10 protein-coding genes are annotated in these 12,712 nt (G+C 46.6%); 6 read left to right on the forward strand and 4 right to left on the reverse strand.

Going from position 1 to position 12,712, the window contains the following annotated elements; all coding sequences use genetic code 11:
* Window positions 1-26 precede the first annotated feature (26 nt).
* Entirely contained in the window at window positions 27-983 is a 957-nt protein-coding gene (locus tag HMPREF2865_RS03955) for an IS110 family RNA-guided transposase (RefSeq protein WP_070645720.1), read from the forward strand.
* A gap of 160 nt (window positions 984-1,143) precedes the next feature.
* On the opposite strand, the gene HMPREF2865_RS03960 is transcribed toward HMPREF2865_RS03955, so the two are convergent.
* Window positions 1,144-2,856, reverse strand: a complete 1,713-nt coding sequence (locus HMPREF2865_RS03960) for a proline--tRNA ligase (protein WP_070645722.1) — start codon at window positions 2,854-2,856, stop codon at window positions 1,144-1,146.
* A gap of 496 nt (window positions 2,857-3,352) precedes the next feature.
* Here HMPREF2865_RS03960 and fghA point away from each other — a divergent pair, with 496 nt between their 5' ends.
* Window positions 3,353-4,201, forward strand: a complete 849-nt coding sequence (gene fghA, locus HMPREF2865_RS03965; RefSeq protein ID WP_070645724.1) for an S-formylglutathione hydrolase — start codon at window positions 3,353-3,355, stop codon at window positions 4,199-4,201.
* Between the two features lie 95 nt (window positions 4,202-4,296).
* Here fghA and recA read toward each other — a convergent pair whose 3' ends face one another.
* Both recA and aroA read right to left on the reverse strand, forming a co-directional pair.
* Entirely contained in the window at window positions 4,297-5,343 is a 1,047-nt protein-coding gene (recA, locus tag HMPREF2865_RS03970; protein ID WP_070645726.1) for a recombinase RecA, read from the reverse strand.
* Between the two features lie 147 nt (window positions 5,344-5,490).
* Window positions 5,491-6,783 (reverse strand): 3-phosphoshikimate 1-carboxyvinyltransferase, encoded by a 1,293-nt coding sequence (aroA, locus tag HMPREF2865_RS03975; protein ID WP_070645728.1) that lies wholly within the window; start codon window positions 6,781-6,783, stop codon window positions 5,491-5,493.
* A 299-nt stretch (window positions 6,784-7,082) separates the two neighbouring features.
* Between aroA and cysG the strand changes: the two genes are divergently transcribed.
* The gene (gene cysG, locus HMPREF2865_RS03980) at window positions 7,083-8,480 is read left to right on the forward strand and encodes a siroheme synthase CysG (RefSeq protein WP_070645730.1); all 1,398 of its coding nucleotides are present in this window, start codon (window positions 7,083-7,085) and stop codon (window positions 8,478-8,480) included.
* Between the two features lie 53 nt (window positions 8,481-8,533).
* Here cysG and HMPREF2865_RS03985 read toward each other — a convergent pair whose 3' ends face one another.
* Window positions 8,534-9,139, reverse strand: a complete 606-nt coding sequence (locus HMPREF2865_RS03985) for a CoA pyrophosphatase (RefSeq protein ID WP_070645732.1) — start codon at window positions 9,137-9,139, stop codon at window positions 8,534-8,536.
* A gap of 175 nt (window positions 9,140-9,314) precedes the next feature.
* On the opposite strand from HMPREF2865_RS03985, the gene HMPREF2865_RS03990 reads away from it, so the two are divergent.
* The 3 genes from HMPREF2865_RS03990 to ispE are packed head-to-tail and all read left to right on the forward strand — an operon-like array spanning window position 9,315 to window position 12,675.
* Window positions 9,315-11,177, forward strand: coding sequence for a tetratricopeptide repeat protein (locus tag HMPREF2865_RS03990; RefSeq protein ID WP_070645734.1), 1,863 nt, complete (start codon window positions 9,315-9,317; stop codon window positions 11,175-11,177).
* Between the two features lie 56 nt (window positions 11,178-11,233).
* A complete protein-coding gene (gene lolB / locus HMPREF2865_RS03995; protein ID WP_004519905.1) occupies window positions 11,234-11,818 on the forward strand; it encodes a lipoprotein insertase outer membrane protein LolB in 585 nt (194 codons plus the stop codon).
* An 8-nt stretch (window positions 11,819-11,826) separates the two neighbouring features.
* Window positions 11,827-12,675, forward strand: coding sequence for a 4-(cytidine 5'-diphospho)-2-C-methyl-D-erythritol kinase (gene ispE, locus HMPREF2865_RS04000; RefSeq protein ID WP_070645736.1), 849 nt, complete (start codon window positions 11,827-11,829; stop codon window positions 12,673-12,675).
* The last annotated feature ends 37 nt before the right edge of the window (window positions 12,676-12,712 follow it).

Below are 12,712 nucleotides of genomic sequence, written 5' to 3' on the forward strand. Positions count from 1 at the left end.
CAGGCTGAATAAATAAGGAAAATGAAATGAATGTAATAGGTTTAGACGTATCAAAAGACACCATGGACGCAACATTGATTACAACTAAAGGAAGCAAAGACTATATAAAAATATACAACAATACAGAAGGATTTGAGAATCTGATTAATTGGATAAAAACAAAACGAATTAGAAAAATTGCCATAAGTATGGAAGCAACGGGTATTTACTACGAACAGGCGGCAGAATATTTGAGCGCACTATACACCGTTTATGTTATTAATCCCTTGAAAATAAAAGAATACGCAAAAAGTCAGTTTAGCCATACCAAAACAGACAAATCAGATTCAAAACTTATCGCTGAATTTGCAAATCAACACTTAGACAAACTGACACCGTTTAGGCCGTCTGAAAATCCTACCCTCTACAAACTGATAAATCTGTTGCAACAACTTAAGGAGCAGCAAAAAGAAACACAAAACAGGTTGCATACCGCAAAAGACATATACATAAAATCAACCCATGAATCAATCATAGAACTACTTGAAGAAAAAATAGATCAGACATCAAAGCGGATAGAAGGCATGATAAAACAGAAAGAAAGTCTAAATATCGAATATCAAAACCTGCAAACCATACCGGCAATAGGAAAAGAAACCGCAGTGATCCTACTAAGACACCTGACAGATAAAAATTTTGAAACAGCGAATAAATTTGTAGCCTTTGCCGGCCTAAGTCCAAAAATTGAACAATCAGGGACAAGTGTCAATAAAAAAGGCCGATTGAGCCGATACGGACACCGCCAATTAAAACGCGCCTTGTTCATGCCTGCCCTTGTTGCCTACCGAATGAATGCATTTCCTCAACTTGTAAGCAATTTGGAAGCGGCAAAAAAGCCTAAGATGATAATCATCGTTGCACTAATGCGGAAATTGGCGAAAATCGCCTTTTATATACACAAGACTAAAAAGCCGTTTGATAAAGCGCGCCATCAGACGGTTTAACGAATTTATACAAAACAAAACGGCTGTAAAAACAGCCGTTCTTTGTCGTTTCTGTTGAAAATGCAATAACTAAATATCTATTAAAAACAATGATATAATAAATTAACTTATTTTAATAATTGACAGGTCAATATATCATCTTTTCATTATTGAAAAAAACTTAAGCGTTCAATGCGGACAAAACCTTGGCGACAACTTCTGATACGGCAACGGCTTGAGCCTGATTGTCACGGCGCTCGGCATATTCGACATTGCCTTCTTTTAAGGCGCGATCGCCGATCACGATGCGGTGAGGAATACCCAACAGCTCGGAGTCATTCAGCAATACGCCCGCACGTTCGTCGCGGTCATCTAACAATACATCTGCACCGGCAGCCAAAAGCTCGGCATAGATTTTGTCGGCGGCTTCGCGTACAGCTTCTGATTTTTTGTAGTTCATCGGCACGATAACGACTTCAAACGGCGCCATTGCTTTGGTCCAAACAATGCCTTTTTCGTCGTTGTTTTGCTCGATGGCGGCGGCAACAACGCGGGTAATACCGATACCGTAGCAGCCCATTTCCATGATTTGGGATTTGCCGTTATTATCCAAGAAGCTGACATTCATGGCTTGGGTATATTTGTCGCGCAATTGGAAGACATGGCCGACTTCAATACCGCGCGCCAGTTTCAGACGGCCTTGTTCGTCAGGGCTGATATCGCCTTCGATGACATTGCGCAAATCGACAAATTCAGGCTCAGCAGCATCTCGGCCGAAGTTGAAGCCGGTATAGTGGTAGTCGTCTTCGTTCGCGCCGATAACCCAGTCTGCGCCTTTTTCGGTGGCGAAATCGGCATAGACTTTACCTTTGAAGCCGACAGGGCCGAGAGAGCCGCCGTTTGCACCGAACTGTTCAACAATCGCGGCAGGGCTTGCCATGGTCAGCGGTGATTTCACGCCGGCCAGTTTTTCTGCCTTGATGTCGTTAAATTCATGGTCGCCACGCAACAGCAGCAGGATGAGTTCGCCTTCGTTTTCGCCTTCAACCACGATGGATTTGAGGGTTTGTTCAACCGGAATATTGAGGAATTCAACCAAAGACTCAATGGTTTTGACGTTTGGTGTATGTACTTTGGTCAACTCGGCATGAGCAGCGGCGCGTTCGCCTTTAAGTGGCAAGGTAGGTGCCAATTCGATATTGGCGGCGTAATCAGAAGTGTCGCTATATGCAATAACGTCTTCGCCGCTCTCTGCCAATACTTGGAATTCGTGAGAGCCGGTACCACCGATGCTGCCGGTGTCTGCGGCGACGGGGCGGAATTCCAAGCCCAGACGGGTAAAGATACGACAGTAAGCGTCGTACATATCTTGATAGGTCGTCTGAAGCGAGGCATAGTCGGCATGGAAGGAATAAGCGTCTTTCATGACGAACTCGCGCGCACGCATCACACCAAAGCGCGGACGCACTTCATCGCGGAATTTGGTTTGGATGTGATAAAAGTTTTTCGGCAGTTGTTTGTAGCTGTTGACTTCTTTGCGCACGATGTCGGCAATGACTTCTTCACAAGTAGGACCCATACAGAAATCACGGTCATGACGGTCTTTCAGGCGCAGCAGTTCTTTACCGTAAAACTCCCAGCGGCCGGATTCCTGCCACAGTTCGGCAGGTTGTACCACCGGCATCAGCAGCTCCACGCTACCTGCGCGGGCCATTTCTTCGCGCACGATATTTTCAACTTTGCGCAATACGCGCAGACCCATCGGCATCCAAGTATAAAGACCTGATGCGTTGGCTTTGATCAAGCCGGCACGAATCATCAGCTTGTGGCTGGCAAGTACGGCTTCGGCAGGGGCTTCTTTAAGGGTAGAAATGAAGAACTGGGAGGCTTTCATGGCGTATTTTTCTTTCTTAAAAATAAGTGCGTATTGTAACGCAAAATGTATGGCCGCGTGTCTTTTGAATGGCACCTGATGAAATCGGCCGTTGTTTTACGCAGCTTTTGATTCGGGGCGATTTTTAGGGATGTCAACCCTAATTTATGCACAAAGCCGCATAACCTTGTTTTACCTATAAATTTTCACTGTATGATTATAGTAAAATATTATAAATATAACTATTTGATTTTATTATATTTTATTTGATTAAATTTTAGTCAATTTAAGACTTGGTTTGTTCCTAAAGAAAATTTTACGATTACCCAAAGCTTATCAACAGATTTATCCACAGAGATTGTGTATAGATTTTAAATGCTGTCGGCGTAATGATTTCGCATGATTGGCAAGCCTTGTTTAAAGCAGATTTGGTTGCCTTAAAAAGATGGGGCAACAACACGATGGGCAGGTTTTGCGCTAACATTCTGCTTATTGTTGTTTCCTTACAAGGAATAAAATGAAAAATTCAGAATTGCATTTGCTGGAACGCAGAAAGATGTTTAACGGGTATCAGGAACGGTACCGCCATTTTTCTCAAACCTGCCGGACGGATATGGTATTTGATGTCTATCTGCCGCCACAAGTCTTAAAAGGTTATCCCGCGCCTGTTTTATATTTTCTTTCCGGCTTAAATAGTGATGGTTCTGAATTGGTTCGGCAAAGCGGAATCCAACGTTTTGCAGCGCAATGGAATATTATTGTGGTTTTTCCGGATACCTCGCCACGCGGTCAGCATGTTGCCGACAGCGGTGAACATTATCTTGGACAGGGCGCTGGATTTTATGTCAATGCAACTGAAGCACCTTGGGCGCAGCATTACCAAATGGAGAGCTATATCAGCCAAGAATTGCCTGATTTGATCGAGCATCATTTCCCGGTAATGAAAGAGCGCAGCATTGCAGGTTTCAGTATGGGCGGGCATGGTGCGTTGCATTTGGCTTTGAAGCATTCTGGTCGATATGCTGCGGTTTCCGCTTTTGCGCCTTTATGTCATCCCGTCGATACGGAAGGCGGCAGGCAGGCGTTTTCTGCTTATTTGGGGCAAAACGTGGAAACATGGAAACGCTATGACAGTACAGAGCTGCTTCAGACGGCCTCGCATAAATTGCCTGTTTTGATTGATGTCGGCAGTGAAGATGCTTTGTATCCTGAAGTCCTGCAACCGGAAGCGTTTGTCCGCTCAGCACGCGAAAAAGGTTTCAATATCCAATATAAAGTACGTCCGGGCTATGGGCATGACTATTTCTTTATTGCCAGCTTTATCGATTCGCATATTGAGTTTCACGCCCAAGCATTGGGGCTTTGAGCAGTATTGAATAAAAGGCCGTCTGAAATCCGATTAATGGTCGGATTTCAGACGGCCTTTATTTGGTCTTTTTTAACCTTTTACTTCAAGCAGGCTTATTCCTCAGGACGTTCGCCGTCGGTATCGTCCAATTTGCCTTCGGTAATATCGACATTGATACCGACTGCTGCACGGATTTTGGTATCGATTTCGTTGGCGATATCAGGGTTTTCTTTCAACCAAACGCGTACATTGTCTTTACCTTGGCCGATTTTTGCGCCGTTGTAGCTGTACCATGCACCGGATTTCTCAACGATGTTATGTTTGACACCCAAGTCGATCAATTCGCCTTCCCAGCTGATACCTTCGCCGTAAAGAATGTCGAATTCGGCTTGACGGAATGGAGGGGCAACTTTGTTTTTGATGACTTTGACTTTGGTTTCGTTACCAATAACGTCATCGCCTTTTTTAATTTGACCGGTACGGCGGATGTCGAGGCGGACGGAGGCGTAGAATTTGAGCGCGTTACCGCCGGTCGTGGTTTCAGGACTGCCGAACATCACGCCGATTTTCATACGGATTTGGTTGATGAAAACAACCAATGTATTGGTGCGTTTGATGTGGCCGGTCAGTTTGCGCAGGGCTTGGCTCATCAGGCGGGCTTGCAGGCCGACGTGGCTGTCGCCCATTTCGCCTTCGATCTCGGCTTTAGGCACAAGTGCGGCTACGGAGTCGACAACGACCATATCGATACCGCCGGAACGTACCAAGGTATCGCAGATTTCCAATGCCTGTTCGCCGGTATCCGGTTGGGAGAGATAGAGTTCTTCGACTTTTACGCCGAGTTTGCGGGCGTAAATCGGGTCAAAAGCATGCTCGGCATCGATGAATGCGCAGATGCCGCCATTTTTTTGGCATTGAGCAATGGCTTCGAGACAGAGTGTGGTTTTACCGGAGGATTCCGGGCCGAAAATTTCAACCACGCGGCCGCGGGGCAGACCGCCAACGCCGAGTGCCAAGTCCACGCCGAGGGAGCCGGTGGAAATAACATCAAGGTTTTCTTCCTGTTGGCTGCCGTCCATTTTCATGATGGAGCCTTTGCCGAAGTTTTTTTCGATTTGGGCAAGGGCGGCGGCTAAGGCTTTGCTTTTTTCGTCTGACATGTTTTCTCTCCGAAAGGAAATATGAATCGCTAAGAATTTATTTAGCTATTATCGCATAAATTAAGAAAAAGTATAGTTTTATTTTTATTTTTCAGACGACCTGTGTTTTTTGTATGCAACAGGCCGTCTGAAACTTTGAATAATCAATCAGTTGGTTAATGATGCAAAAACTTGGAAATAGTCGGGGAAAGTTTTATGCGTACATTTCGGGTCGTTGATGATGACGGGAACGCCCAAAAGCGAAGCCAGTGAGAAACACATGGCCATGCGGTGGTCATCATAAGTATCGATGACGGCATCGGGGGTAAGTGTTTCGGGCGGCGTAATATGGATGGCTTCGGCTTCTTCAACGACTTCTGCACCCAGTTTGCGCAGTTCGGTTGCCATGGCGGCGATACGGTCGGTTTCTTTGACGCGCCATGAGCCGATATTGCGCAGGGTGCAGGGCTGTTTGGTGGCCAGTGCAATAATGGCCAGAGTCATGGCCGCGTCTGGAATATGGTTGGCATCTAAATCAAAAGCCTGAATATTGCGCTCGGCAGGACGGGAAATTTCAACAAAATTTTTGCCCCAAATGACATCCGCGCCGATTTTCTCCAGTTCGCGCACAAAGGCAACGTCGCCTTGGATGCTGTGTGCGCCGATACCGGTTACGCGGATGGGTGTACCCGCAATCAGGCCTGCGCCCAAGAAATAAGACGCGCTGGAGGCATCGCCTTCTACATATAAATGTTCGGGCGCATGATATTTTGCACCGGCCGGGATTTTAAATACACGGTAGTCTTCATTGATGATGTCCACACCAAACTGCGCCATCAGCTTGAGCGTGATGTCGATATAAGGTTTGGAAATCAACTCACCTACCATGTGGATTTCAAATGCTTGTCCGGTCAACGGCAAAGCCATCAATAGGGCGGTCAGGAATTGGCTGGACACATTGCCTTTAATCGGAATAATGCGCTCGCCGTTGTCTTGGTGTTTGCCGATCTGAAGCGGCGGATAGTTTTCATTGCCCAGATATTGTACGTCTGCACCTGCAATGCGTAGCGCATCCACCAAATCGCCGATGGGGCGTTCGTGCATACGCGGCACGCCATGCAGATGATAGTCGCCTCCCAAAATGGCAAGCGCGGCAGTCAAAGGGCGGAATGCCGTACCGGCGTTGCCTAAAAACAAATCGGCAGTTTGGTTGGGAAAGCGGCCTCCGGTGCCATGAATTTTCAGACGGCCTTCAGGTAAAGATTCAATGTGTACGCCGAGTTTGTCGAGTGCTTCAAGCATTCGGTCGGTATCGTCGGATTTGAGCAAAGAATGGATTTCGCAAACGTTGTCGGAGAGTGCTGCCAAGAGCAACGTGCGGTTGCTGATGCTTTTGGAACCAGGCAGGGCAACGATGGAGGGCTTGAGTGTGGAAGCGGGCAGGCGGATGGATTCGGTCATGGCTGGGCTAAGCTCGTTTGAATTGTAAATAGACCGATATTATACGCAGGCAAAGGCCGTCTGAAAAATGAAGAGAGCGCAATATATTTGTTAAAAAATGAATTTTTATATCGTTACACTATTTTCCAATCATTTATTTTGAAATTTTCTGCTCCTGTTTTATGTTTGTCGCTATAACTTATTTTGTTGTGGCAGGTATATAACCAAACACCATAAGAAAATCAGAAACCATTCTTTCCTATTTTTTCAGACGGCCTTTAATATCGGCGGACAATCATTGATAAAGCAAGAGCACGACCATGAGCCATTATCCTTTGTTTGCCGATTTGAGAGACCGTCCTGTTTTACTGGCAGGCGCGGGCAAGGTTGCCGAACGCAAGGCGGAAAGTCTGTTGTCTGCCGGAGCGCGCTTGCGTGTTGTTGCGGAAACTTTGAATCCGCAGTTTCAGCAATGGGCGGTTGAAGAAAAAATAGTTTGGCTGGGCGGCTTGTTTGAAGAAGCCATGTTGGACGAGGTGTATTTCGTTATTGCGGCGACGGATGATGATGGGTTTAACCGCCGTATTTTTGAAGCAGCGGAGCGACAGGCAAAATTGTGCAATACGGTGGATACGGCGGATTTGTGTTCATTTATTGTGCCTGCTGTGGTGGATAGAGGACCGTTGAAGATAGCCATATCCAGCGGCGGTACTGCGCCTGTATTGGCGCGTAAATGGCGGCAGATTATTGAAACATTGATTCCGCTGCATACGGGTACGATGGCGCGTATTGCAGGAAAATGGCGCGAAAAGGTTAAACAGACTATTCATCATGTCGAACGACGCCGTTATTTTTGGGAAAAGTTGTTCGACAGCCGTTTCAGTATTTTTGCGGCTCAAAACAATATCGAAGCGGCAGAACGCGAGTTGATAACTCAGTTGAATCAGGAAACGCCGTTTGGCGGCGAAGTGGTTTTGGTGGGTGCAGGGCCGGGCGATCCGGGCTTGCTGACCATACATGCTTTGCAGGCGATACAGGCTGCGGATACGGTGTTTTACGATGCTTTGGTGTCGGATGAGATTTTGGCGATGGTACGCAAAGATGCGGTGAAAATCAGCGTGGGCAAACGCGCCGGTGCGCACCATGTTCAGCAGGAAGAAACCAACCGTCTATTGGTTGAACACGCTCAAAAAGGCGAGCGTGTGGTAAGGTTAAAAGGCGGCGATCCTTTTGTTTTCGGGCGCGGCGGGGAGGAAGTGCAAACCCTGCATCAGGCCGGAATTGCCTACCGCATTGTGCCGGGCATTACTGCTGCACTTGGAGCTACTGCTTATGCCGGTATTCCGTTAACCCATCGCGATTGCGCCCAAAGTGCTTTATTTGTGACCGGCCACAGCAAACACGAGGGCAATCAGCCTGATTGGCAGACTTTGGCTTTAAGCCGTCAAACGCTGGTAATCTATATGGGCACGCTTAAAGCGGCTGAGATTGCGGGAAAACTAATGGCTTATGGCAGGCAGCCTTCTACGCCCGTTGCCGTGATTTCTAATGGCACTTTACCCAATCAAACCGTGCGGACAGGCCGTCTGAAAGATTTGGGCTTGTTGGCTGCCGAAGCAGAGCGTCCGGCTTTAATGGTAATTGGCGAAGTGGTTGCCCTGCGCGATGAGATGAAATGGTTTGGAGAATTTGTCGAATGCTATGAAGAAGCTGCATAAAGAGGATTGATCAAACAAGGCCGTCTGAATATTGGTTTTCAGACGGCCTTGCCTTATTTAAAAGCTTGGCAATATTGCTGATAACGTTCTGCCAGTCCATATAGGATGATGGCTGTCAGCCCCCAAATGTCGTAGTGTCGGAAAGGCAGGGCGGGGAGGGCGAGGGTTTGATTGTTGTGATGAAGCTGGCGGAATGTGTAGTTTTGCAGGTTTAAGGTGAAGTCCAAAGGCAGATAAAAAATTTCTGCTACTTCATCGGGATTTGCTTTTGGGTTGATGGGCTGGGTGCAAATTGCCGGAACAGGCGTAACACGGTAGCAGGAAGGCGTGTCATAAAAGGGTAGCGGTGCAAAAGTTTGCCATGCGGTAATCGGAATGGCGGTTTCTTCATATGCTTCTCTTAACGCCGTTGCCGTTAGGCTGTCGTCTTGAACATCTTTGCGCCCGCCGGCAAAGGCGATTTGTCCTGTGTGCTGCCTTAAGGTCTCGGCCCTTTTGGTCAGTAAGATTTGCCACGCACCTTCATGCAAGGCAATGCCGACCAAAACGGCTGCTTCTTTGACCGTTTGGGCGGTAACTAATTGATTGCGCTCTGCTTGCATACGGCTGCTGAAGCGTGAAGCTTGAGTTAGGAAGTGGATAAGTTGGTCGGTATTCATTTTTAGCGCTGATCGTTTTATGCAGATGAGGATTACACAAGGTTTACGGTTACCGTGTCAACAAAATAGGGTGCGTGTGTTACAGTTATGCCTGAATGATAAATAAAGCTTTGCATCTGTTCTGCAAGTGCTTAGGCCGTCTGAAAATGCCGGCAGGTTCTCAAAAAGGATAGTTATGTTGTTTTCCCCATCCCGTATTCGAGTGGCAGCTGCGGCTGTCATGATGTTGTTTGCTACACAAACTTTTGCAGCGCCCGGCGATTCAAATGCAGTTTTTGAATCGGCTAAGATTATTAAAAAGAAAAGCCGTGCTGACCGTTTTTCTCCTGAAGAGCGCGAGCAGGAGCGGATACGTCTGTTGGGTATACAAAACCGCACTTCGCAGGTTTTTACTTTGTTAAATTCAGAACTAGCCTTGCAAAAGGGTGATGCGGCTTCTGCGCTGTTTACTTATATTTTAACGTTGCATCGCACTAAATCTCCCGAAGTGGCCGAACGCGCTTTGGAGATGGCGATTTCTTTAAACGCATTTGAACAGGCTGAAGCCATTTACCAAAAATGGCGTGAGATCGAGCCGGAGCCTGGTGAAACACAAAAGCGTATGACTTGGTTGCGCAATTTGCTGCTGGGTAAAGCCGATAAGAATTTGAGCGGATTGGACAAGGTAATTGCCGGCGGGAGTGAAGATGAGCAAAAGCGCGTGTTCCTGCTTTTGGCGCAAACTGCAGCCCAACAGCCGAATCTGACCAGCGACGCGGTCAAACAAGTGCATAAAACGGCCTTGAATTATAAAGACTTCCCTGAAGCGGCGATTGCGGATGCAATTTTTAGTGCAAAAGACGGTCAAAAGAAACACGCCATTGCGGCATTGCAGCGATTGGCCAAGTTGGACAATGAAATTCTGCCGCCGACTTTTGTTACCCTGCGTCTGATGGCGCAACGGCATCCTGATATTTTGGACGGCTTCTTCAAAGAGACAGACACCAAAACCTTATCTCCGATTTGGCAGGAGTTGGACATCGCCAATTTGATCGCCCATGGTCAAAATGATAAGGCATTCAAGCGTTTGCAGACTTTGTTGGAAGAAAATCCCAACCCTGATTTGTATATTCAGGCCGCCTTATTGTCAGCCAGTAAGACGGAAAATATTTCTGCGGTAAACAGCTATCTGGAAAAGGCTTATAAAGCCGGTACGGAAGAGCAGCGCAGCCGTGCGGCATTGATTGGTGCGGTTTCATATAATGATGTAGAAGAATTGGCCAAAGCCAAACAATGGCTGGACAAGGTAACGGCAACGGCTTATACGTTTGATAAAACTATTTTGGCCGCTTCCATCGAAGCCAAACAGGGCAACCATAAAGAGGCTTGGGCTTTGGTGCAACGCGCACAAAAAATGCCCGAGCAAAGAGGACGTTATTTTGAAGCCAGTGATTTGCTGAATACGGCTTTGTTTGTATTGTCTAAAAACACCAATCTTCTAGAATCGTTGAACGCTTTAAACAGCTTGGTAAATTCCACAGAAAAATCCTTGAAAACCCAAGCTTCTCCCGAGCTGCTTGCCAATGTGCTGTATCAGCGTTCGATGGTTTATGAGAAGCTGAATCAGCCAGGCAAGGCGATTGCCGATTTGCGCCGTGTGGTAGAGCTGTATCCGGATAATCCGCACGGTTGGAATGCTTTGGGCTATACCTTGTTGTCAAACAGCAAGGATTTGGACGAGGCATTCAAAATGGTTCAGACGGCCTATCAAATGGAGCCGGAAAGTGCAGCAATTAATGATAGTGTAGGCTGGGCGTATTATCTTAAAGGTGATGCGCAAATGGCGCTTCCATATATCCAATATGCCTACGAAAAAGAACCTGAAGCCGAAGTCGCCGCGCATTTGGGCGAAGTCCTATGGACGCTTGGAGACCAAGATAAGGCCAAAGAAATCTGGAATGATGGTTTGAAGCGCGGAAGCAATCTCCGAGTATTAAAAGAGACAATGTCCAAATTCGGTATAACGTCCAGTAAACCGCATACTCAAAAACACAAATAAAACCAAAAGGCCGTCTGAAAAGCGTTTGATTTCAGACGGCCTATGAAGGAATATCCATGAATTTGAAACGATTATCATCGGTTGCAGCCTTATTGCTTTTGGCTGCCTGTGCGCAGCCAAATTTACCTCAGCAAAACAGTTGGCAAGCAGCAGAGCAGGTGCAGGATTTTAGCGCAGATGGTCGATTGGCTGTTAAAGTGGAAGGCAAAGGCTCATATGCTAATTTCGACTGGACTTATCAGAATGCGGTTCAAACCATTGATGTCAATACACCATTGGGCAATACCGTAGGTCAGCTGTGTCAAGACAGTGAAGGTGTATTGGCAGTAGACAGTAAGGGTAAGGTCTATCAGGCGGAAACGGCTGAGGAATTGAGCAGACAGCTTTTAGGCTTTGCTTTGCCGGTTCAATATCTGCATATTTGGGCTGATGGTAAACGCGTTGCCAATGCGCCATACAAAATCCTGCCTGATGGCCGTCTGGAGCAGTTTGACTGGACAATATCGCGTACTTTAAATAGTTCAGGACAGCCTAAAACGCTTCAACTTGAGAATGCCAAGTTTAATATCCGCTTGGTGTTTGACACGGTAAACCACTCTTTGGATAAGAATGGACAAACCCGATGCGCAGCACGCAAATAGAGGATGCCATGTCTGTTTCAGAGGAAATCCAAGCCTTTCCTGCGCCGGCCAAATTAAATTTGGATTTGAGGATTACCGGCCGTAGGAGCGATGGTTATCATAATTTGGAAAGTATTTTCTGTTTGATCGGCTTATACGATACCGTTCATCTGAAAATGCGTACTGATGGGCAGATTATTCTGCATACGCCGGTCGAAGGGCTTAAGCCTGAGCAAGACTTGACTTATCGGGCGGCTAAATTATTACTGCCCTATGCCAACGTGCCGCACGGCGTTGAAATCTGGTTGGATAAGGTGATTCCGACCGGAGGCGGATTGGGCGGTGGCAGCTCTGATGCAGCCACAGTCTTAATGGTTTTAAACCAATGGTGGCAATGTGATTTGAGCAGGCAGCAACTGATTGATTTAGGCCTAAGTCTTGGCGCGGATGTTCCTTTTTTTATTTTTGGAAGAAGTGCTTTTGCCAAAGGCGTAGGCGAGAAGCTGGCTGAAATAGATGTCCCTAAACAATGGTATGTTATCGTTAAGCCCCCCGTCCATGTTGCAACAGCTAAAATTTTTGCACATGAAGGCTTGACACGGGATTCCAAACCCAGCATAATGCCGACTTTCCAATCGTTACAGCCGTTTCAAAATGATATGCAGGCTGTTGTGTTTCAGGAATATCCTGAAGTTTGGAAGGCTTATGTTGAGTTATCCCAATATGGTTATGCATTAATGACTGGTTCTGGGGCTTGTTTGTTTATAGCAAGTGAATCTCATCAAGAAGCACATACAATTTACCAACAGGTTTCTCAATCATATGAAGCTTATTGTGTGGAAGGATTAGATATTCATCCGCTGTTTCATATGATTTAGTAAGTTGGGGAGTCGTCAAGCGGTTAAGACACTGGAT

Origin of the sequence: Neisseria sp. HMSC073G10 (assembly GCF_001812605.1) — a bacterium.
GTDB classification, from domain to species: Bacteria; Pseudomonadota; Gammaproteobacteria; order Burkholderiales; family Neisseriaceae; genus Neisseria; species Neisseria subflava_A.